The sequence below is a fragment of the Geobacillus sp. FJAT-46040 genome, from assembly GCF_002335725.1.
GTDB classification, from domain to species: domain Bacteria; phylum Bacillota; class Bacilli; order Bacillales; family Anoxybacillaceae; genus Geobacillus; species Geobacillus thermoleovorans.
The window spans coordinates 2204846-2228380 of the sequence record NZ_NISS01000001.1; the positions used below are offsets into that span (position 1 = coordinate 2204846).

The window sequence follows — 23535 nt, forward strand, 5'->3', positions numbered from 1 at the left end:
AAAATACATTAAATTATATAGTAATCATCAAAACGCTGCCGCACAATTGCATACGGACATTCTTATCAAGAGAGGGGGAGGGACTGGCCCGGTGAACCCTCAGCAACCTGGCCCGCGGCCAAGGTGCTAAATCCAGACAGGCGGAAGCCTGGAAGATAAGAAGAAGCGAATGAAAAGTCTTCTTCTTAGAAGGCTTTTTTCTTTTACTACAACGAAATGGGGGAATCAAACGTGGGGCTGCTCGATGAGTTGAAACAACGCATTCTCATCGCCGACGGAGCGATGGGGACGCTGTTATATTCGCATGGCGTCGACCGTTGTTTTGAAGAATTGAATCTATCGAATCCAGACGAAATCATTCATATTCATGAAGCGTATATCGCGGCGGGCGCCGATGTCATTCAGACGAATACATACGGCGCCAACTATGTGAAACTCGCACGCTACGGCTTGCAAGACGAGGTGCCGGCGATCAATCGCGCCGCTGTAAGACTGGCGAAGCAAGCAGCCAATGGGGGGGCGTACGTGCTCGGAACGATCGGAGGGCTGCGCACATTGAACAAAAGCGTCGTACCGCTTGACGAAGTGAAGCGGACGTTTCGCGAGCAGCTGTTTGTGCTGCTTGCCGAAGGGGTTGATGGTGTGCTGCTGGAGACGTATTACGATTTGGAAGAGTTGGAGACGGTGCTTGCCATCGCGCGCAAAGAGACGGACTTGCCGATTATCGCCCATGTGTCGCTCCATGAAGTCGGCGTTTTGCAAGACGGCACGCCGCTCGCGGACGCCCTTAGCCGCCTGGAGGCGCTCGGGGCCGATGTTGTCGGGCTCAACTGCCGGCTTGGTCCGCACTATATGATTCAGTCGCTTGAGGAAGTGCCCCTGCCCAATCGCGCATTTTTGTCGGCGTATCCGAACGCGAGCCTCCCGGATTACCGCGACGGCCGGCTTGTCTATGAAACGAACGCGGAATATTTTGAAGAGGCGGCCAAAGCGTTCCGAGATCAAGGGGTGCGCTTGATCGGCGGGTGCTGCGGCACGACGCCGAAACATATTGAGGCAATGGCAAAGGCGCTCGCCGACCGGACGCCGGTGACGGAAAAAACGGTGAAGCGGCGCACGGCATCTGTATCGGTGCAAGCCGATCGGCCCGCGCCGACTCCGCTTCCCGAGCTCGCCCGCACGCGCCGCTCGGTCATTGTGGAGCTGGATCCGCCGAAAAAATTGGGGATTGACAAGTTTCTTGCTGGGGCGAAAGCGCTCCATGACGCTGGCATCGACGCGCTGACGTTGGCCGACAACTCGCTTGCTACGCCGCGCATCAGCAACGCCGCCGTCGCCACGATCGTGAAAGAGCGGCTCGGCGTCCGCCCGCTCGTGCATATTACGTGCCGCGACCGCAACTTGATCGGCCTGCAGTCGCATTTGATGGGGTTGCATACGCTCGGCATCACCGACGTGCTCGCTATTACCGGCGACCCGTCGAAAATCGGCGACTTCCCAGGAGCAACGTCGGTGTATGATTTATCATCGTTCGATTTGATCCGCTTGATCCGCCAGTTTAACGAAGGGCTGTCGTACTCGGGCAAACCGCTTGGGCAAAAAACGAACTTCTCGATCGGTGCGGCCTTCAATCCGAACGTCCGCCATTTGGATAAAGCAGTTGAGCGAATGGAGAAAAAAATTCAATGCGGCGCTCACTATTTCTTGACCCAACCGGTTTACTCGGAAGAAAAAATCGTGCAAATATATGAAGCAACGAAACATCTCGCCACGCCGATCTACATTGGCATTATGCCGCTGGTAAGCGCGCGCAACGCCGAGTTTTTGCACCATGAAGTGCCGGGGATCACCCTGTCGGACGAGATTCGCGCCCGCATGGCCGCCTGCGGCAGCGACCCGGTGCAAGCAGCCAAGGAAGGCATCGCTATCGCCAAATCGCTCATTGACGCTGCGTTTGATTTGTTTAACGGCATTTATTTGATCACGCCGTTTTTGCGCTATGACATGACGGTCGAGCTCGTCCGCTACATCCATGAAAAAGAAGCGGCCGCCAAAGAAAGGAAGGTTGTTCATGGCTAACATCACCTTAGAACAGCAGCTGCAGCGAAAAATTCTCGTCATTGACGGCGCGATGGGGACGATGATCCAAAGCGCCAACCTATCAGCCGCCGATTTTGGCGGCGAGGCGTATGAAGGGTGCAACGAATATTTGACCCTCACCGCCCCGCCTGTCATCCGCCGCATTCACGAAGCGTATTTGGAAGCGGGCGCTGACATCATCGAAACGAACACGTTCGGGGCGACGCGCATTGTGCTCGATGAATACAACCTCGGGCATTTGGCGCTCGAGTTGAACATCGAAGCGGCCAAGCTCGCCAAACAAGCGGCGGAGGCGTTCTCAACTCCCGACTGGCCGCGCTTTGTCGCCGGGTCGATGGGGCCGACGACGAAGACGTTGTCGGTGACAGGCGGCGCGACCTTTGAGGAACTCGTCGCCGCCTATGAAGAACAAGCGCGCGGGCTGCTGTTGGGCGGCGTCGATCTTCTGTTGCTGGAGACGTGCCAAGATACGTTGAACGTAAAAGCCGGATTTCTCGGCATTTCCAAGGCGTTTGAGGCGGTCGGCCGCCGCGTGCCGCTCATGATTTCCGGCACGATCGAGCCGATGGGCACGACGCTCGCCGGCCAGGCGATCGATGCGTTTTTCATCTCGGTGCGCCATATGAAGCCGATCGCCGTCGGCTTAAACTGCGCGACCGGCCCGGAGTTTATGACCGACCATTTGCGGACGCTCGCCTCGCTTGCGGATACGGCGGTCAGCTGCTATCCGAACGCCGGGCTGCCGGATGAAGAAGGCCGCTACCATGAAACGCCGGAGATGTTGGCAGAGAAAATCCGCCGCTTTGCCGAAAAGGGATGGATCAACATCGTCGGCGGGTGTTGCGGCACGACGCCGGACCATATTCGCGCCATCGCCGAAGCGGTGCGCGGCATCCCGCCGCGGGCGATCCCGTCTTCGTTTGACGTCCACGCCGTCTCCGGCATCGAGGCGCTCATTTATGAGGAAACGATGCGCCCGCTCTTTGTCGGCGAGCGGACAAACGTCATCGGCTCGCGCAAATTCAAGCGCCTCATCGCCGAAGGGAAATACGAAGAAGCGGCGGAAATCGCCCGCGCACAAGTGAAAAACGGCGCCCATGTCATCGACATTTGCCTCGCCGACCCAGACCGCGACGAACTCCATGACATGGAGCAGTTCGTCCGCGAAGTCGTGAAAAAAGTGAAAGTGCCGCTTGTCATCGATTCAACCGACGAGCGCGTCATCGAGCGCGCCCTCACCTACTCGCAAGGGAAAGCGATCATCAATTCGATCAACTTGGAAGACGGCGAGGAGCGGTTTGCGAAAGTCGTTCCTCTCTTGCACAAATACGGCGCCGCTGTCGTCGTCGGCACGATCGATGAACAAGGAATGGCGGTCACCGCCGAACGGAAGCTGGAAATTGCCTTGCGTTCGTATGACTTGCTCGTGAACCGCTACGGGGTGCCGGCGCGCGACATCATTTTCGATCCGCTCGTCTTCCCGGTCGGCACCGGTGATGAGCAATACATCGGCGCGGCGAACGAAACGATCAAAGGCATTCGCCTCATTAAAGAGCAACTGCCGGAGTGCTTGACGATGCTCGGCATCAGCAACGTCTCGTTCGGCTTGCCGCCGGCCGGGCGCGAGGTGCTCAACTCCGTCTTTTTGTACCATTGCACGCAAGCTGGGCTCGATTATGCGATCGTCAACACTGAGAAGCTTGAGCGGTTCGCCTCGATTCCGGAAGAGGAAGTGCGGATGGCCGAAGCGCTTTTGTTTGACACGAGCGATGAAACATTAAACACCTTTATCGAATTTTACCGAAGCAAAATCACCGCCGCCAAGCCGGCTGAGGAGAACTTGAGCCTTGAAGAGCGGCTCGCCCGCTACGTCATTGAAGGGTCGAAAGACGGGCTCATTCCCGATTTGGAAAAGGCGCTTGAGACCTACTCCGATCCGCTGTCCATCATCAACGGTCCGCTCATGGCCGGCATGGATGAAGTCGGGCGGCTGTTTAACAACAACCAGCTCATCGTCGCTGAAGTATTGCAAAGCGCGGAAGTGATGAAAGCAGCGGTCGCCTTTTTAGAGCCGTATATGGAAAAGAAAGAAGGAAGCACAAAAGGAAAAGTCATTCTCGCCACCGTCAAAGGCGATGTGCATGACATCGGCAAAAACTTGGTCGACATCATTTTAAGCAACAACGGCTACGAGGTGATCGACCTCGGCATTAAAGTCGCTCCGCAGCAACTCATTGAAGCGGTGCGCGAACATCAGCCCGACATCATCGGGTTGTCGGGCTTGCTTGTCAAATCGGCCCAACAGATGGTCGTCACCGCCCAAGATTTGCGGCAAGCCGGCATCTCAACGCCCATTTTAGTCGGCGGCGCCGCCTTGACGCGCAAATTTACCGAAAACAAAATCGCACCCGAATACGACGGCATCGTCTTGTACGCGAAAGACGCCATGGACGGGCTCGCGCTCGCCAACCAACTCCAGCAAGGCGAAATTGACTACAAGAAAAAAGAAACGGCCGAAAGCGAGCCGACGCGGCCAACAGCCGTTGCCGCAACGGTCAAATCGACCGTCTCGACCGACGTTCCCGTCTACATCCCGGCCGACCTCGAGCGCCACGTGCTGCGAAACGTGCCGCTTGACCATGTGTTGCCGTACGTCAACTGGCAAATGGTGCTCGGCCACCACCTCGGCTTGAAAGGAAAAGTGAAGCGGCTGCTTGAAGAACGGGACGAAAAAGCGTTGGCGTTAAAAGCGGTCGTCGACGAACTCGTTGCCGAAGCGAAAGAACGCGGCTGGATTCAACCCGCCGGCGTCTACCGCTTCTTCCCGGCGCAAAGCGACGGCAACCGGGTTTACATTTACGATCCGACTGACGGCAAAACAGTGCTCGAGATGTTCGACTTTCCGCGCCAACCGCGGGCGCCGTATCTTTGCCTCGCCGATTATTTGAAATCGAAAGAAAGCGGCGAAATGGATTACGTCGGCTTGTTCGCCGTCACCGCCGGGCATGGCGTCCGCGAACTCGCCCAACAGTGGAAAGACGAAGGCGAATTTTTGAAAAGCCATGCCATCCAAGCGTTGGCGCTCGAGATTGCCGAAGGATTCGCCGAACGAATCCACCAAATTATGCGCGACCGTTGGGGCTTCCCGGACGACCCCGATTTCACGATGGAAGAGCGCTTCGCCGCCAAATACCAGGGCCAGCGCTACTCGTTCGGCTACCCGGCCTGTCCGAACTTGGAAGATCAAGAAAAGCTGTTCCGCCTGCTTCATCCAGAAGACATCGGCATCCGCCTCACCGACGGCTACATGATGGAGCCCGAAGCATCGGTTTCGGCGATCGTCTTCGCCCATCCAGAGGCACGGTATTTCAATGTGTTATAAGCAAAATGAGAAACGAGCTGGGCTATGTGAACCAGCTCGTTTGCTTTTTTACGCACCTTGGCGTTTCCCGTTTTGCAGCAAAAAAAAGACGGGGATTGGCGCTCTGGGAAAATCGCGATGTTTGTTCAAGTGTCAACCATCATTGATTCAAATGATGGATTCAGGCATATAGCATTCCACACCAAGCCGACGAAAATCTTTTTCGTTCCAGGTGATGATCCCTTGGATGGATGCAGTGTGCTGCGCCAGCGCCGAAAGATACGCGTCAGCAAAATCGACACTGCAACAGCGTTCTAGCCATATTCTATCCTATTCGTTGGCTAACGCCAACCGACATTCATCTCCCACCTACTCACTGGGTTACACCCTTCGCGTTCCTTGAGGTGGGAGACTTCTTTCGGAAATCCGTTAAAAAACGAATGATGATGTTCGTATCTAAAATATACACGTTTCATCCTCTTCTCCCTATCATCTACTCTGCGTTCTTTTCCCTCTTGGACATCCGTTCCTCTTTCGCTTGTTTGCGAATATCCTCCCATCTCATCGGACGACTGTCCCCCCTAGGCGGCATGGTGCCGAACAAAGATAGCAACGCATCTTTCTTTTTCACCTTTAACGTCACCTCTTGATTTTCCCCGTGAACTACCCCCACTTAATTTTCTAGCGAAAATTTGAAGTGGGGGCTTCCAAAGAAGTTTGACTGCTTCAAGCAATCCTTATTCTTTGAGGCGTGTCCACTTCGCCGCTAGAGCATAAGACACTCAGGTCTACAGCTTTACTTTTCTTTAAGATGTTTAATGCGCCATTGACATCAGCATTAATTAGTTTGCCAGACTTTGTTCGATACAAGCCGCGCTTAATACGTTTGCCGCTGAACTTATATTCTTTTGGATTGTCGGCATTATATTCAGGAATCTCATCGCCGTCAAAAAAGCTGGCTTGAGACGTATAGGATTCTTCCTGTTTCAAGAATTCAATGCCGTAAAATTCACAAAGATATTCTAGTTTTTCTTTTATGTTACCGAGAGGAATATTGACAAAGTTTTGATTTGTCTTTTTTCCTAGATTCATATTGCGTTGCCATGTTTCCGCATAGCCAATGACAAGTTTGCCAATTTGATTTTCAATACAGTAGTTAATGATGTAACGGCAAGTCTTGTTGATATAATCATTCACTTTATTATTGCGATTCATAGCAAGCAAAGCCTGTTTACGAGTGGTGCCTTTGATTTTTTGCTTATCTTTTATGCTTTGAAGTCTGGCATTTTCTTTGTTAAACCATTGATTTATACTTTTTAATCTCCGCCCATCAATGATGAATGATCTGCCGTCTGATGTGACACAAGTGGCAACATTGTTTAATCCTAAATCAATTGCCAGTGCTTTTTGGTCATTTAATTCTCTTTGATCTTCAGGCATTTCATATTTGTACTGAATCTCAAAGAACCTGGCATGATGCTTAGGAATGATTTCAATCTGCTTAATCTTTTTGTCCAGTAACACAGGCGGAATCGTTATCGTGATAGGCTTGTGAGTCTTTTTAAATAGGCGAGAATACGGTATCGTGAATTTGTTGCCGTCTATACGAATCTGGCCAATGATCAGTGAATGAAAGCCATCTTTTTTAAGATATTTTGGAATACTGATAGCCTTGTGGTCATATTTTCCTTGTTTGGCAAGACTGATCAAACCAAAGAAAGATTTAAAGGCTTCATTGACCTTTTTTAAAATTTGCTGTGCCATGTTGCTGTTTAACAGCTTATAGTTTTCGTTAGTTTTTGCAAGATGATAATTTTTCTCATAATTAAGAAATTCCTTGTGTTCAAAATAGTATTGTCTGACATTGTACAATCCGACGTTGTACATGTTCTTGGCAATATGGCACAGTTCTCGAAGAGTCAAGTATTCTTCTTTGGTCAAACCATTTAGCTGTTGTTTGATACAAAAATACATGTTTTCACCTCCCATCCTATATTATACTATATTTTACTGAATCTATCCTATTTTCAGCAAAATATATATACATGCAACATAAAGAGTTAACTTCTCATCCTGCACACCCTAAGCGCTGCAGCACTTCCTCCGGACGTTCGTGGATGTAGTTGACAAACCGAGTAATGGCTTGAATGATATCGTTGCGATCCTTGTGAAATACATTGGCAATCACCGTATCTTTCAGCCATTTCCATAAGCGTTCGATCGGGTTCAGCTGTGGCGAATAGGGAGGAAGGTAAATAAAGTGAAAACACTCCCCTTCTTCCCGCAAAAACTCCTTGACCATTTTGGCATGGTGAATGCGGGCGTTATCCAACACCAAGACCATGAGACGGTCCGGATAGCGCTCTTTGAGCATTCTCAAGAAATCCAAGAACGTCGCGGCATTGGCAGCGGTCGTTTGATGAAGCACCGTTTCGCCATCGTGGATGTTGACCGCGCCAAACAGCGATACGTGGGCATGATGGCCGAACGTCGGCACTTGTTTTTGGCGGCCGACTTCCGACCATGTGGACCGCAAGACATGGTAAGAGCGGATATGTGTTTCATCAAGGTACAACAAGACCGAATCAGGATCCATTAAGTTTTTTTTTTATGAAGTCGATCTGTTTCTCAAAATTCTTTTGTCGATCCGGATCGCCTTTCGCCAATGTGTAGGTCGGCCGTGTCCACGACAGCCCTTTGCGGTGCAGGAGTTTTCGCAGCGCTTCGCGGGAAATGGAAACACCGAATTGCTTTGCGACATAGGATTGCAGGAGTTTGGTGTTCCACGCCGAAGCGACGTCCCAGCCCAGTTCCGCGGGAGTAGTGGTCAACACAAGCTGTTTGATCTTTTCTTGCTGTTCTTCCGTGAGAAACGGCTCCCGCCCGGGGGCGAAATCCCGATGAAGCAGGAGTTCAAGGCCGCCTTCGTTGAACAGCGACACATAATGGGAAACGGTTTGTCGGCACACGTTGACCATGGAGGCCACCTCTTTGCCCAAATAGCCTTCCATGACCGGGCGAACCGCCATCACCCGTTGGCGAAGAAGGGTGTTTTTGATTTTCCGTTCCTGTTTGCGAAGTGTCCGAGGTGTCCATCCGTGATCGTTGGTGATTTTGAGACGTTTCATGCAGAATTCCGCTCCTTTTCCATGCTTTTCCTTAGGAGCAGTATAACCGGAGTGGGCACCGCTTATGCGAAGGTTAACTTTTCAATGAGCATGTATATAGTTAAGGCGATTCATCTCCCACTTACTCCGCTTCGCTTTGTTGAAGTGGGAGTCTTCTCGCCTAATTAAGATAAACAAACGCGACTTGGTCTCCCGGTTCTGCCCCAAGCACTTCTCTGATCTTCATTGGAATCGTCACTTGATGTTTCGAAGAAAGTGTGGAGTAATACGTATACGTTTCATGTGAGGATGGCTTCATCACAAATCCTCCTTTCCTCTTTGCTAATCATTTTATCTTTGCTTAATCAAAAAGTAAAGATTGTCTAATCCCCCAAGACTTCTATGGCAAGAAACGAAAAAACAGAAGAGAAAAACATGTTCCCCAAATTTCCAGATCTATTGAACAGCACGGTCCATCCCCTCTTCACACATAATTCCCCTCCTCCGTCCCATACTAACGATGACAATACATGCTAAGGAGGAACAAACATGGTCACAAAGCAACAAACAACGCTGCCCCCGCAGCACCAGACGCGCCAGCCCGGCCTGCAAACGGAGATGAACCCGCAGCCGATCACCATCAAAGACACCTATAAAGGAAGCGGCAAGCTCGAAAACAGAGTCGCCATCATCAGCGGCGGCGACAGCGGCATCGGCCGGGCGGTCGCCGTCCATTTCGCCAAAGAAGGGGCCGATGTCGCCATTTTGTATTTGAACGAACACGAGGACGCCGAGGAAACAAAACGGCTTGTCGAACAGGAAGGAAAACGGTGCTTGGCCATCGCCGGCGACATCGGCGATGAAGCGTTTTGCAAAGAGGCGGTGAAACAGACGATCGAAGCGTTCGGCAAGCTTGACATCGTCGTCAACAACGCCGCCGAGCAGCACCCGCAGCCGAACTTTCTCAACATCACTGCCGCGCAGCTGGAAAAAACGTTTCGCACGAACGTATTCGGCTGCTTTTTCCTAACGAAAGCGGCGCTCCCACACTTAAAAAGCGGAAGCGCGATTATTAACACCTCTTCGATCACCGCCTACGAAGGAAATGAGCAGCTCATCGACTACTCGGCGACAAAAGGCGCAATCGTCGCGTTCACCCGCTCGCTCGCCAAAGCGCTCGTTGGGCAAGGCATCCGCGTCAATGGCGTCGCCCCAGGCCCGATTTGGACGCCGCTCATCCCCTCCACCTTTCAAAGTGAGCAAGTCGCCGCATTCGGCGCCAACACGCCGATGAAACGGCCCGGCCAGCCGAGCGAAGTCGCTCCGTGCTACGTCTTTTTGGCGAGCGATGAGTCGTCGTACATGACCGGGCAAATGCTTCATGTAAATGGCGGCAAGTTCATCAGCGATTGACCGCGGCAGCCGCTGGCGCCGAACTTTTTTAACAAAATCACGTTACCTTTTCTAACAAAAATATGGCGTGATTGTAAAAAAATGAGTACGATAAAGCTACGATGTTCCTCTACTTCTTTACAAGGTGCCCCTCTTCTCTCCACCCGTCCCGAATGGGGCGGGTGTTTTCTTTGACCGTGAAAGGCGAACGGAGAATGCCTCTGACCAATTGAGCTTTTGTGAATCGTCCCCATCTCTCCTTGAGTGTACGTTGTCTATGACCGAGGCTTCATTTTTTGCAAATCGGATCATCAATCGAAAGAAACATAACGTACCAATCTCCACATCTTGAAAAACTTGTGCCTTCCTTGATTCATGAGATATGAAGGTGTCATCAAACTTTTTGTATAATTTGTATCATACGATATCTGTAAAACAGATGAGCCATGCGTAAAGGACTAGTTCCCTTCACACAAAGGACGGGGGATAGAAGGTCGATACATTTTGATGACAGCTTCTTCCCGTCAGCCCATATAGTGTTTGAAAGGAGAGAAATCATGAGTCGCTCGCTATGAAAAAAGACCGGAAGATCCAACGATAACTAAATGATAATACGGGAACATTCCCTTTCTCCTCCCCGCAAAACAAGGATTAACCTTCTAGGAGGCTGGTGATTTAATCCTAGATACGGCTTTTCCATCTCATTTCTCAACTAGAAAATGTTGCATCGATCCTAATTTTCACGCGTTTCCCCATTGATGAAGGGAATCAGCGGTTTTTCACCTGCCTTCTAAGTTCTATGTAGAAATAGAAAAAGATGCCCGTCCATGCGACGGACACCTTTTCCCCAATAGCGCTTCCTTGATCTACCGCCTCGCACACGACCCCCGCTCCACAAGCCGGTGGGGAATGATGATGCGTTTGATCGGTTCATTCGGGTTGGTGATTTTCTCAATTAAACTTTTCGCCGCTTCGTAGCCGAGCTGAAAAATGCCGATGTCAACCGACGTGAGCGGCGGACGCGACATTTCGGCGAGCAGCGTGTTGTTGAAGCTGACGATCGAAACATCTTCCGGGACGCCAAGCCCCATTTCATCAAGCGTTTTCAAGATGCCGAGCGCCATGAGATCATCGGCGACGACAAGCCCGGTCGGCGGCTCAGGCAACGAAAGAAGCTCCTTCATCGCCTCTTGGCCGCCTTCCTGCAAAAATTCTGCATGGACGACGTATTCCGGCCGGTACGGAAGCCCCGCCTCCTGCAAGGCCGCGGCGTAGCCGGTTTGGCGGTCGACGGTCACCAAATATTGCGGATTGCCGCCGACAAACGCGATGCGCTCATGGCCGTAGGCAATCAAGTAGTTCGTCGCATCTTTCCCCGCCTGGACGTTGTCGTTGTCGACATGGGTCACTTGTTCCGCTTTTTGGTTCGGTTTGCCGATGACGACGAACGGAAAGCCATGCTTTAACAAGTACTTCATGAGCTTATCGTTTTGCCGCGAGTAAAGCAAAATAACGCCATCGACGCGCCGTCCTTGCAGCATCTCCACGACTCGCTCGTAAATGTCGTTCTCTTTCTCTCCGGTCGACATTTGCAAAGCATATCGCTTTTCATGGGCGGCTTTGCTGATGCCGCGGATGACTTCCGGGAAAAACGGGTTTTGCAGCGCTTGGTCGGCGGAGCTCGGCATGACGATGCCGATCACTTGCGTCGCTTGGCTCGCGAGGCTGCGAGCAATAAAGTTCGGGTGATAGCCGAGCTCTTTCATCGCTTCGCGCACCCGCTGTTTCGTCTTCTCGCTGATGCGCGGGCTGTCGGCGATGACGCGCGAGACGGTTGACGGCGCAACGTTCGCTCGTTTCGCCACATCTTTAATCGTAACGGTCATAAGCCCCCTCCTTTCCATTTATTCATTGATCCGTTTTGCCCGTTTTTTCACCAAATATAAAAACAAAAGAAACAGCACGCAAACCGATACGATGGCGGCGATAAACGGGATGTTGATCCCTGTTTTCTCCCGTAGCTTGTATACTTCCGCCGTTTCGCGGTCGAGCACAAGGTCGTAGCCGTCCTCATCGCCGCGGACGAGATCGTCCAATAAAAAGCCGCGCAGTTCCTTGTTTTTTGGCAGCTGGTCGTTCGTTAGGTGAACGTGCTGCGTTTCGCCCGTGTTGTTGATGGCGATAACCGTTGTTTCATCTTCATATTGCCGTTTCCACACCGCCATGCCGTCTTTTTCATACAGGAGCGTAAAATCGCCGCGCCGCAAAGACGGCAGCTGTTGGCGGAGCGGGCCGATTTTTTTCAAGTAATCAATGATCTCCGGATCGGCGCGGAAATCCATCAAGCGGCGGTTGTCCGGGTCTTCGCCGCCGTTCATGGCGATTTCCGTTCCGTAATACATGATCGGGATGCCGGGGGCGGTGAACAAATACGTCATCGCCAGCTTGATGCGTGAAATCGGATTGTTGCGGTTGTCAATCGAAAGTTTCGTAAACCGCACGTTATCGTGATTGTCCAAAAACGTCCCGAGCAAGTACGGGCGGTCGTAAAACGTTTTGTTGTATTCCCAGACGTCATACAACGGCCGGAGCGATGCATCGCGCCTAGCAAGCGACTGCTTCACCGCGCCATACAGCGGATAATCGACAAAACCGTCGATGCCGTATTGGCCGTACTCGGCAATATAGCGCGGATCGTCGCTCCACACTTCGCCAAGAAGGAAAAAGTCTTGTTTCACCGATTTCACTTCTTTGGCAAACTCCTGCCAAAATGATTTTGGCACATGGCGCACCGTATCGAGGCGATAGCCGTCAATGTCCGTTTCTTTGATCCACCATTTGGCCGCATCGATTAAATATTTCTTGACTTCTGGATTTTCCTGCGCTAAATCCGGCAGCCCATACACCCATCCGTTTTCTAGTTGTGTTTGATCATTCCAGTCGAAAATCTCTTTTTTCGGATGGAACCAATCTTTTTTCGCCGGGTCGCGAAGCCATGGATGGTCGTAGCCGACATGGTTGGCGACAAAGTCCAAGATGACTTTCATATGGCGCTTGTGCGCTTCTTTGACAAGCGTCTTCAAATCATCCAGCGTGCCGAAATGCGGATCGACGCGATAAAAATCTTTGATCCAATACCCGTGGTATCCGCCCGGCATGTTTTCGAAAATCGGCGTCAGCCAAATGGCCGTAAATCCCATCTCCTTGATGTAATCGAGTTTCGCCGTCACCCCTTTCAAGTCGCCGCCGAAATACCCTTTCGGATCGTTGACATTGACGCCTTTGTCATTCGTCGGATCCGCATTGTTAAACCGGTCGACCATAATGAAATAAATCGCTTCATCTTGCCACGTCCGTTCTTCTTTCTCCGCCGCCTGCACCGGCCAGGCATAAAAAAGAAGGAACGGAAGGACGAGCAGCATAAAGAGCCGGTTCCCCATTTCCATTCCTCCCTTCCCGATTCATTTGCTCATTCGGAAACGGGTGAGCCCACTATTCTATGACATCGGTTCTTACCCTTTTGTGCCACCGGCCGTTAAGCCGGAAATCAAATACCGCTGCAGGAACAAAAAGACGACGGCGATCGGCGCGGCAATCAAAATCGAGCCGGCGGCAAAGCGGGTGAAGTTGTTCGCAAACCGGTCGCTGATGAAGTTAAACAGCCCGACCGCCAGCGTAAATTTGTCCGGGTCGCGCAACACGATCGACGGCAGCAAAAAGTCGGTGAACGGCGCCATAAAGTTGAACAACGCGACAACGGCCAAAATCGGCTTGGCTAAGGGCAGCATAATGCGGAAAAAGACGCCGAAATGCCCGGCGCCGTCGATGCGCGCCGCCTCATCCAGCTCGCGCGGGATCGTGTCAAAGTAGCCTTTGACCAGCCACGCGTTAAACGGAATTTGCCCGCCGACGTAAATGAGAATGAGTCCCCAAAGCGAATCGAGCAAATTGAGCATATTGAGCAAAATATAGATCGCGACCATCGCCATGAGCGACGGAAACATTTGCAACACTAAAAACAAATACAGCCCCGTTTTCCGCCCGACGAATCGGTAGCGCGAAAACGCATAGGCGATGAGCGCCGTAAACAAGACGGACAACACCGCATTGACCGTCGCAACAAACAAGCTGTTTTTATACCAAAGCAAATAATCGCTGTTCGGACTGGTAAACAACCACTTATAGTGCTCAAACGACCACTTCTCCGGGATGAGCGACGCCGAATACAAGCTCGTTCCTGGATTGAGCGACATGCTGATCGTCCAAAGGAGCGGATAGGCGATGACGACAAACATGAAGGCGATAAACAAATAAATAAGCGCTACTTCCACGCGCGATTTCCATTTGCGGTTCATCAAATGTTCCCCTCCTCTTTAAAGGAACGGGTGCGCCGGAACTGGTAAATGGCAAACCCGCTGACGATCAAGCCGATGATGAGCGAGATCGCCGCCGCCATGTTGTAGTTGTTCGTCGTGAACGTCAAATCGTACACCCATGAAATGAGAATGTCCGTTCCACCGGCGTTTTGCCCGCGCACCGCAGGCCCCCCGTCGTTGAACAAATAGATGATGTTAAAGTTGTTGAAATTGCCGGCGTATTGCATAATCAACAGCGGCGCCGTCGCATACAAGACGTGCGGCAGCGTGATCGATTTGAACTTTTGCCAGCGCGTCGCTCCGTCGATGTCGGCCGCTTCGTACCAATCGCGGGAAATGCTTTGCAAAACGCCGGTAAACAACGCAAAGACGAACGGGAAGCCAAGCCACGTTTGAATCAAAATAAGCGCCACTTTCGTCCAAAACGGATCGGTCATCCACGGGATCGACACCCCAAACAAACTCAACACTTCGCGGTTGATGGCTCCGAATTTGTCGTTGAACATCGCCGCAAACACCAAAATCGTGACAAACGCTGGCACGGCCCACGGCAAAATCAACACCGTGCGGATGAACCGCTTGAACTTGATGCGCGGGTCGTTGACAAGGAGCGCCAAAAACAGGCCAAGGGCGATTTGCGCCGTTGTCGCCACCACGGTCCAAACGATCGTCCAGGCGAGAACGCTAAAAAACGTGCTTTTCCAAATCGGAATCGACACTAAGTTTTTGAAGTTTTCCAATCCAACCCAATTCAGCAAATGCCGTGGCGGCGAGTGGTACAAGTTGTAGTCGGTAAAGGCGAGCGACACCATAAACAACAGCGGCAGCACGACGATAAACAACAGCATCACAAGCCCGGGCGTAACAAAGATGTACGGAAATCCTTTATCCCAAGCGTTGCGGCACGATTCCCACAGCGACGGAAACGGTTCGCCCCTTTGCCGGCGGCGGGCGTCGTTGCGCGCATCAATGATGTTCGCAATATGCAGGGCGGCCGCAAATGCGATGATGATGACCGAAACCAATCCTTGAATCAAGAGAAAAATCGAATGATCCAACATCGGAATTTCGCCAAGCGTGACGAGTCCCCACAGCCCGATGTTCAAAAAGTTATAAAACGTCAGCAAAAACGAAGCTTCAATGATGATGAACAAGATGCCTTTGACATACCGGCGGTTGTACAATTGCCCAAGGCCGGCAAACAACAGCGACAGCGCCATCGCCACCGCCGGCCGATGGCGGACGTTTGCTTCCGGCATTCCAATCCCCCCTATCCCTATCATATGGATAAGAATGGTGGATAGGGCTGATCCTATCCACCACGATATCACGCGTTATTTTCCAGCGCCGCTGGCGGCGATTTTATCTTGAATCGTTTTGACCGCCTCACCGAGCACCGCTTTCGGGTTGTCGCCTTTCGCGATAAATTGCAAGGCATTGCCCATCGGCTCCCACACTTGCGACATTTCCGGCACGTTCGGCATCGGCTCGCCGTATTGGATTTGCTCCGCAAAACCGGCGATCAGCGGGTCGTTCGTAATTTTCTCATTCGTCAACGCTTTTTCGTTCGCCGGCATTTCGCCCGCCACTTCATAGTAATGAAGCGAATTTTCTTCGTTCGTGACAAACTTCATGAAGTCGACCGCCCATTCTTTGTTTTGCGAATAGGCTGATAACATCCATGTTTTCACGCCGACGAACGATTTCGGATGCTCGCCGTTGTCTAAGACCGGCAGCGGTGCGGTCGCTAATTTGTCGCCCAGCGCTTCTTTATACGACGCGATGTTCCATGGTCCGGTGATGGCAACCGCCACATTTCCTTTCGTAAACAGCCCGTTCATAATATCGCCGTTGATTTCTTTCGGAATGTATCCGTTTTTAAACCACGATTGGACGAGCTCGGCTCCTTTGACGGCTCCATCATTAGCGAGCCCAATGTCGCTTGTGTCGTATTTGCCGTTTTCATTTTTAAACACATAGCCGCCGTATCCGGAGAAGAACGGATAAACGAAATAGAAATTCGTCGCTTCCATTAAAAAGCCGTATTGGTCTTTGGCCGCATTCGTTTTTTCCTTGGCGATCTTCATCAAGTCATCGATCGTTTTCGGCGCTTCCGGCACTAAATTTTTATTGTAGAACACGCCGTATGTTTCAACGACCATCGGCACGCCATACGTCTTTCCGTCATAGGTGACCGCGTTGATGGCCGTCGGACTGTACTCGCCTTTCGCATCGCCAAGGTCGACTGGATCGGCCAATCCTTGCAGCACAATGTCGCCGATGCGGTCATGCGGCTGGTAGAACACATCCGGCCCTTTGCCAGCCGGTCCGTCGAGCGCTAGTTTTTTCGTTTGATCGAGCATGCTGACCGCAACCATCTCGATTTTGATTCCGGTTTTTTCTGTGTACTTTTGGAAAATATCTTTTAATGCTTGTTTCTGCTTTTCGTCGTCGTTCACCCAAACGACCAGTTTGTCCGGTTTTTCCGCCTTTTCGGTCGTTCCTTGACTTTCTTTCGGCTGTTGAATGTCCCGTTTCGGTCCGCAGGCAGCGAGCACGCCCACGAGCAGCACAGCCATGAGAAACAAAGACAATGTTTTCTTCATGCTCTCCCTCCTCTTTTGATCAACTCTTTTTCAGTGCAACCGTAGCGAAATCGTTTGCGCATTAAAATCGCAATCACTCCGATGAAAACGATTGCACCTTTCAACTCTATTATATCGTCTATTTTTCATTTTACAAGCTTATTTTCTATGAAATTTGACTTTTTTTTTACATTGGTGTACGCTTTGTTTAACGGAAGTCTATCATGCAAACGATTGCTTTTACCCAAATTGGATTCAAGAGGGGGAACGATGATGCAAAAAGAAGCCATTCACCACCGCCCGACTGACAACTTCGCCTATGCCTATGATGGCGAAACGCTTCATCTTCGGCTTCGGACAAAAAAAGATGATGTTGATCGGGTGGAGCTGTTGCACGGCGACCCGTACGAGTGGCAAGACGGCGCCTGGCAGTTTCAAACGATGCCGATGCAGAAAACGGGAAGCGACGAACGATTTGACTATTGGTTCGCCGAGGTCAGACCGCCATATCGGCGGCTGCGCTATGGGTTTGTGCTTCGAGCTGGGGGCGAACAACTGGTCTATACGGAAAAAGGATTTTACCATGAAGCTCCGAGTGACGACACCGCTTACTACTTTTGCTTTCCCTTTCTTCATCGGGTCGACCTGTTCCAAGCGCCGGGCTGGGTAAAAGACACCGTATGGTATCAAATTTTCCCTGAGCGGTTCGCCAACGGCAACCCGGCCATCAGTCCGGAAGGAGCGCGGCCGTGGGGAAGCGAAGACCCAACGCCGACAAGTTTTTTTGGGGGGGATTTGCAAGGAATTATCGACCATCTCGATTACTTGGCTGACCTTGGCATCACCGGCCTTTACTTGACGCCGATTTTCCGCGCGCCGTCGAACCATAAATACGACACCGCTGATTATTTTGAAATCGACCCGCACTTTGGGGACAAAGAGACGTTGAAAACACTTGTCAAGCGCTGCCATGAAAAAGGAATCCGCGTCATGCTCGATGCGGTCTTCAATCATTGCGGCTATGAGTTTGGCCCGTTTCAAGATGTGTTAAAAAACGGCGCAGCGTCTAGGTATAAAGATTGGTTCCATATTCGCGAGTTTCCGCTCCAAACGGAGCCGCGCCCGAATTACGACACGTTTGCGTTCGTGCCGCAAATGCCGAAACTCAATACCGCCCATCCGGAAGTGAAGCGCTACTTGCTTGATGTCGCGACGTACTGGATTCGCGAGTTTGATATTGACGGCTGGCGGCTCGATGTGGCGAACGAAATCGATCATCAATTTTGGCGCGAATTCCGGCAGGCAGTGAAGGCGCTAAAGCCCGATGTGTACATTCTCGGCGAGATTTGGCATGATGCCATGCCTTGGCTGCGCGGCGACCAGTTTGACGCCGTCATGAACTACCCGTTCACGGACGGGGCGCTTCGCTTTTTCGCGAAAGAGGAAATCAGCGCCCGCCAGTTTGCCGATATCATGATCCGACTTCTTCATTCGTATCCGAAACAGGTGAACGAAGCGGCATTCAACTTGCTTGGCAGCCATGATACACCAAGGCTGCTTACGGTTTGCGGCGGCGACGTCCGCAAAGCGAAGTTGTTGTTTTTGTTCCAGCTGACGTTCACCGGTTCGCCGTGCATTTACTATGGCGATGAGATCGGCATGACGGGCGGAAACGATCCGGAGTGCCGAAAATGTATGGTGTGGGATCCAGAGAAGCAAAACAAAGAACTGTATGAACATGTCAAGCAACTGATCGCTCTTCGCAAGCAATATCGGGCGCTTCGACGCGGCGATGTCGCTTTTCTCGCCGCCGATGATGAAGCGAACCATCTTGTTTATGAAAAAACGGATGGCAATGAAACGGTCATGATCATCATCAACCGGAGCAACGAAGCAGCAGAAATTCCCATGCCGATCGATGCGCGTGGAAAATGGCTGGTCAACCTTCTGACAGGGGAGCGATTCGCTGCAGAGGCGGAAACACTTTGCGTCTCCTTGCCGCCGTACGGGTTTGTGCTTTACGCGGTCGAAAGCTGGTAAGGCGACTGAGCGGGCGGTTACGGACAAACATATCATATCGGCTGCCGGTGCAGCGGACAAGCTGCACCGGTTTGATCTTTTGCCGGCCGTCTCGATCCCTATACCAACGACACAGAAGGTCAGGTGCGCCGCGCCATGCGCCGATATTCGGTCGGCGTGATCCCTTCCATCTTTTTAAACAGGCGCGAAAAGTAGGCGCCATCGTCAATGCCAACCCGCTTGGCGATCGCCTCGATCGTCTCGTTCGTCTCCGCCAACCATTGCTTTGCCTTTGACAGCCGATAATGCGCCAAGTAGCGGCTAAATCCCATGCCCATCGTTTTTTGCATGCAGCGGGTGATGTAGTCCGGGTGGAATCGGAGCTCCTGCGCGAGCATGTCCAGTGTAATGGGCTCGCTGAAATGTTTCTCGATATACGCAACCACCGCGGCGCTGATCTGTTCAGACGCGCTCGGGACGGAAAGCTCTTGTTTTTGCAAATGCCAAAGGAATTCGATGAACAGCAGCAGCTGCCGGAGCGGCTGATCGATATCCCGCCGAATGTTTTGTTCCACGATTTGACTTAGCAGCTGTTCCACCCGCTCGCGCTGCTTGACTTCGCCATATTGACGGATGGAGAGCCGGTATTGGATTGGCTCAGTGTACGTCGCCTCTTTTTCCATCACCGTTTGCCGGCTCGCCGGGCAGTCCGGAGCAACCGTGTAGTCCGGCAGCAAAAAGTGCAGCCAAACAAGCTCCGTTTTCTCTTCACACGGGCGGTGTCCGTAATGTTCGCGGCCGGGGATCAACAGCAAATATTGCCCGCTGCCGATGGCAAACTCGCGCCCGTTTTCCGTCATATACAAACAGCCTTGTTTCACATACAGCAAGTCAAATACGGTAAACGTGCGGCGAAAATGCCGTTTTCCTTTTGGAAATACGCTTTCCGCCCCTTTAATAAACACCGGCAGCGGTGGCAGCGAAAACGTAACATAATGCATTGTCCCCTCTCTCCTTGTCGGAAATGTGCAAGTGAAATCGCTTCTTTCTCTTTCCATTATGCAGCAAACTAGCTAAACTGAGTATATCGTTCAAGTCGGAATTTGAAAAAGGAGTTGTCTCAATTTGCGCCAAGAGGCAAAAACATGGTCACTGTTCTCATTAACGTGGCCGATTTTTATTGAAACGTTGCTTTATATGGTCATGGGCAACGCTGATACACTTATGCTCAGCCAGTACTCGGATCATGCGGTCGCCGCCGTCGGGGTGGCGAACCAAATCATCGCGTTAACGATCGTGCTGTTCAACTTCGTTGCCTTGGCGACCGCCGTACTTGTCGCCCAATATTTAGGTGCCCGGCGGGAACAAGAGGCCATTGAAGTGTCGCTCGTTTCCCTTGCTGCCAACTTGCTGTTTGGTCTGTTGGTAAGTGCCATTCTTGCCGCGTTTAGCCGGCCGATTTTGCGGCTGATGGGGCTGCCGGCTGAGCTGTTTGACGAGGGGAGCAGCTATTTGGCGATTGTCGGCGGGTTTTTGTTCATCCAAGCGCTGATGATGACGGTCGGCGCCATCTTAAAAAGCTACGGCTTTACACGTGATACGATGTATGTCACGATCGGCATGAATGTACTCAATGTCATCGGAAACTACTTCCTTATTTTCGGCTCATTTGCTCTTCCTCCTCTTGGGGCGGAAGGAGCTGCTATTTCAACAGCAGCCAGCCGGTTGGCCGGCTTTGTTGTGCTCGTTGCCTTATTGCGCAAACGAACAGGTATTGCACTCGCGCCGCGTGCCTTTTGCGCCCTGCCGTTTCGCCACTTTCGTTCGCTATTGAAAATCGGTGTGCCGTCAGCCGGCGAGCACCTTTCCTACAATACAGCGCAAATGGTGATCACCTATTTGATTACGTGGCTGGGCGCCGAGGCGCTAACGGTACGAGTGTATACGCAAAACATTATGATGTTCGTCTTTTTGTTCGGCATCGCCGTCAGCCAAGGAACGCAAATTCTCGTCGGCCACTTCGTCGGGGCCGGGCGATACGAGGAAGCCTACGCCCGCTGCTTGAAAAGTTTGTACAGCGCCATTGGCATGTCCGTGTTGCTTGCTACAGCCGCCTATTGGTTCGCCGAACCGCTGCTCTCCTTCTTTACTGATGACGCGTCGATGATTGGGCTTGGGCGCAAACTGTTGCTTTTAACCATCATCCTTGAGCCGGGGCGGTCGTTTAATCTCGTCATCATCGGCTCGTTGCGGGCAGCCGGAGATGTGCAATTTCCGGTCTATATGGGCATTTTGTCGATGTGGGGCGTCGGGGTCACAGTGGCATACATCTTCGGCATTGCCCTTGGGTTTGGCCTTGTCGGCATTTGGCTGTCGTTCATCGCCGACGAATGGTTGCGCGGACTGTTGATGCTTCGGCGCTGGCGGTCGCGCGTCTGGATGAAAAAGACGGTGGCGCCGCAAGCGAAAATGGCATGAAGCCTCCCGCCACGAAAATAAGAGCTGCGCATCAGCGCAGCTCTTATTCTTTAATATGAATGCCGTAATGGTCAAACCAAACGTGCACTTGGCCAAGGTAGGCAAGCAGTTGCGGACCGGTCATGAGCTGCCCAAACCAAGGCACTTGGAACGACTTCCCTTCTGTTTCAATGAGCGCCAGCAATTTTTCCCGGTCGAAAAACTCGTGCAAAACCGAAGAGCGGTCATAGAGCAACTGCTCAAGCCATTGCTTGACAAGTTTCGTATATAGAGGATGGTGCGTTTTCGGATATGGGCTTTTTTTCCGGTAGAGCACCTCTTCGGGAAGCAATCCCTCGAGTGCTTTTCGCAAAAGGCCTTTTTCTCGGCCGCCGTACATTTTCATATCCCACGGAATGTTCCAAACGTATTCGACAATGCGATGGTCAGCGAACGGCACGCGCACTTCCAAGCTTGCTCCCATGCTCATCCGGTCTTTCCGGTCAAGCAGTGTCGTCATAAACCAAATCATATTTAAGTAAAACAGCTCACGCCGCTTCGCCTCCTCGGCGCTTTCCCCCTCGAGACGCGGCACTTCGGCAATCGTCTGTTCATAGCGCATTTGCACGTAATCGTCAAGGCGGAGCTTTTGCCGCCATTCTTCCTTTAACAACCCGATGCGCGCCTCAATCGAGCGCATCCATGGAAATCCTTTGCGCGCCAAATCGTCCGGGCGATGAAACCATGGGTAGCCGCCAAAAATCTCATCGGCGCATTCTCCAGACAAACTGACGACAAACTGCTCGCGAATTTGTTTGCAAAACCAAAGAAGCGACGAATCGACATCAGCCATGCCCGGAACGTCGCGGACGATGACGGCTTCATGCAAATGGCGGAACAGTTCTTCTTGCGTGATCACGCAGCGATGATGAACCGTTTGAAATTGGTTTGACACCTGTTCGATAAATGGCGCATCCGTGTTTGGTTGAAAATCGTTGGCTTTGAAATACTGGTCGTTTCCTTCATAATCGATCGAGTAGGTGTGCAGCGGCCCTTTTCCATCTGCCGCGAAAGCATTGGCGGCAATCCCTGTAATGGCGCTTGAATCGACTCCACCGGATAGAAATGTGCAGACCGGCACATCGGAAACGAGTTGGCGCGTGACCGCATCCGTCAATAGAAAGCGCAGCTTTTCGACCGTTTCCTCGAACGAATCGCGGTGGACGTCGCTTTCGACATTCCAATACCGCCAAATGCGAAGCCCGCTGCGAGAGAACGTGAGCGCATGTGCCGGGCGCAGCTCTCGAATGCCGTCAAACACACCGTGCCCCGGTGTGCGCGACGGTCCGAGGCCGAACACTTCGGCGAGTCCTTCATAATTGACTTCTGCCTTTACATCGGGATGGGCCAAAATGGCTTTCACTTCCGAGCCGAACAACAGCCCCCCGCCATCTTCTCGATAAAACAAAGGTTTTACTCCGAGACGGTCGCGCGCCATAAATAACAGCTCGCGCTCCCCATCCCAAACAGCGAAGGCAAAAATGCCGTTGAGCCAATCGACGCATTTCTCCTTCCATTCCATATATGCGGCAAGCAACACTTCTGTATCGGAATGACCATCAAATCGATAGCCTTGGCGCAACAGTTCCTTGCGAATGTCTTCCGTATTATACAGCTCGCCGTTATAGACGATCGTATAACGATGTCCGTTTTTTTGCCGGACCATCGGTTGTTTGCCGCCAGCCGGATCCACGACGACAAGCCGTTTATGGCCGAAGGCGACATGAGTGTCCAGCCACGTATTTGTATCATCCGGTCCACGTTTGGCGAGCGTCTCTGTCATGCTGTCAATGACCGTCCGCTCGCGGCGCAAATTGCGCCCGAAATGGACCCAGCCAGTAATGCCACACATACAAACCAATCCTTTCTTTTTATCAAAGATGGCAAGTTCTCACCCGTTTCCATCATTTCGTCCGTTCTTTTTCACGATCGTTTCCAGCGATCGCTCCTTTGATTCACGATGGTTCTCCACGTCGGCATGATTCCATTTTATGCACCCCCCGTCATTTCGATGAATTGTCCGACGTCGGTCGCCGCATGAATAAATCAGCAAAAAAATGGAAAAATAGAGGAGTACA

General features: G+C 51.8%; 16 protein-coding genes and 1 riboswitch. Of the genes, 5 read left to right on the plus strand and 11 right to left on the minus strand.

The annotated features are described in order from the left end of the window. The first annotated feature begins 59 nt into the window (after positions 1-59). A riboswitch (SAM riboswitch) is annotated at positions 60-162 on the plus strand. Positions 163-231: 69 nt separating this feature from the next. Further along, positions 232-2079: a bifunctional homocysteine S-methyltransferase/methylenetetrahydrofolate reductase gene (locus tag CD000_RS11675; RefSeq protein ID WP_096225718.1), complete on the plus strand. Its 1848-nt coding sequence runs from the start codon at positions 232-234 to the stop codon at positions 2077-2079. Beyond that, complete coding sequence (gene metH / locus CD000_RS11680; protein ID WP_096225719.1) at positions 2072-5482, plus strand: methionine synthase; 3411 nt, start codon at positions 2072-2074, stop codon at positions 5480-5482. Before CD000_RS11675 ends, metH begins: the two co-directional genes overlap by 8 nt. Before the next feature lie 705 nt (positions 5483-6187). Here metH and CD000_RS11690 read toward each other — a convergent pair. The 4 genes from CD000_RS11690 to CD000_RS11705 form a co-directional block, all read right to left on the minus strand. Then, entirely contained in the window at positions 6188-7435 is a 1248-nt protein-coding gene (locus tag CD000_RS11690) for an RNA-guided endonuclease InsQ/TnpB family protein (protein WP_096225147.1), read from the minus strand. 94 nt (positions 7436-7529) lie between these two features. Next, positions 7530-8057 (minus strand): IS630 family transposase, encoded by a 528-nt coding sequence (locus CD000_RS11695; protein WP_143425241.1) that lies wholly within the window; start codon positions 8055-8057, stop codon positions 7530-7532. Then, positions 8047-8589: a helix-turn-helix domain-containing protein gene (locus CD000_RS11700; RefSeq protein ID WP_096225720.1), complete on the minus strand. Its 543-nt coding sequence runs from the start codon at positions 8587-8589 to the stop codon at positions 8047-8049. Before CD000_RS11700 ends, CD000_RS11695 begins: the two co-directional genes overlap by 11 nt. 160 nt (positions 8590-8749) lie before the next feature. Continuing rightward, on the minus strand, positions 8750-8887 hold the full coding sequence (locus tag CD000_RS11705; protein ID WP_227412669.1) for an AbrB/MazE/SpoVT family DNA-binding domain-containing protein: 138 nt from the start codon (positions 8885-8887) through the stop codon (positions 8750-8752). A 230-nt stretch (positions 8888-9117) separates the two neighbouring features. On the opposite strand from CD000_RS11705, the gene CD000_RS11710 reads away from it, so the two are divergent. Further along, positions 9118-9981 (plus strand): SDR family oxidoreductase, encoded by an 864-nt coding sequence (locus CD000_RS11710; protein ID WP_096225721.1) that lies wholly within the window; start codon positions 9118-9120, stop codon positions 9979-9981. A gap of 845 nt (positions 9982-10826) precedes the next feature. Here CD000_RS11710 and CD000_RS11715 read toward each other — a convergent pair. The 5 genes from CD000_RS11715 to CD000_RS11735 form a co-directional block, all read right to left on the minus strand. Then, the gene (locus CD000_RS11715) at positions 10827-11846 is read right to left on the minus strand and encodes a LacI family DNA-binding transcriptional regulator (RefSeq protein ID WP_096225722.1); all 1020 of its coding nucleotides are present in this window, start codon (positions 11844-11846) and stop codon (positions 10827-10829) included. An 18-nt stretch (positions 11847-11864) separates the two neighbouring features. Beyond that, complete coding sequence (locus tag CD000_RS11720) at positions 11865-13400, minus strand: alpha-amylase family glycosyl hydrolase (RefSeq protein ID WP_096225723.1); 1536 nt, start codon at positions 13398-13400, stop codon at positions 11865-11867. A gap of 72 nt (positions 13401-13472) precedes the next feature. After that, entirely contained in the window at positions 13473-14315 is an 843-nt protein-coding gene (locus CD000_RS11725) for a sugar ABC transporter permease (RefSeq protein WP_096225724.1), read from the minus strand. Further along, positions 14315-15595, minus strand: a complete 1281-nt coding sequence (locus CD000_RS11730; protein ID WP_020279338.1) for a carbohydrate ABC transporter permease — start codon at positions 15593-15595, stop codon at positions 14315-14317. Before CD000_RS11730 ends, CD000_RS11725 begins: the two co-directional genes overlap by 1 nt. Positions 15596-15670: 75 nt before the next feature. After that, positions 15671-16942 carry a sugar ABC transporter substrate-binding protein gene (locus CD000_RS11735; RefSeq protein ID WP_096225725.1) on the minus strand — a complete coding sequence of 424 codons (1272 nt, stop codon included), beginning with the start codon at positions 16940-16942 and terminating at the stop codon, positions 15671-15673. Positions 16943-17194: 252 nt separating this feature from the next. On the opposite strand from CD000_RS11735, the gene CD000_RS11740 reads away from it, so the two are divergent. After that, positions 17195-18961, plus strand: a complete 1767-nt coding sequence (locus CD000_RS11740) for an alpha-glycosidase (RefSeq protein ID WP_096225726.1) — start codon at positions 17195-17197, stop codon at positions 18959-18961. Between the two features lie 119 nt (positions 18962-19080). On the opposite strand, the gene CD000_RS11745 is transcribed toward CD000_RS11740, so the two are convergent. Further along, entirely contained in the window at positions 19081-19941 is an 861-nt protein-coding gene (locus CD000_RS11745; protein WP_096225727.1) for an AraC family transcriptional regulator, read from the minus strand. A 124-nt stretch (positions 19942-20065) separates the two neighbouring features. Between CD000_RS11745 and CD000_RS11750 the strand changes: the two genes are divergently transcribed. Beyond that, positions 20066-21418: an MATE family efflux transporter gene (locus tag CD000_RS11750; RefSeq protein WP_096225728.1), complete on the plus strand. Its 1353-nt coding sequence runs from the start codon at positions 20066-20068 to the stop codon at positions 21416-21418. A gap of 43 nt (positions 21419-21461) precedes the next feature. On the opposite strand, the gene asnB is transcribed toward CD000_RS11750, so the two are convergent. Further along, positions 21462-23309, minus strand: a complete 1848-nt coding sequence (gene asnB / locus CD000_RS11755) for an asparagine synthase (glutamine-hydrolyzing) (RefSeq protein ID WP_096225729.1) — start codon at positions 23307-23309, stop codon at positions 21462-21464. Positions 23310-23535: the final 226 nt, after the last annotated feature.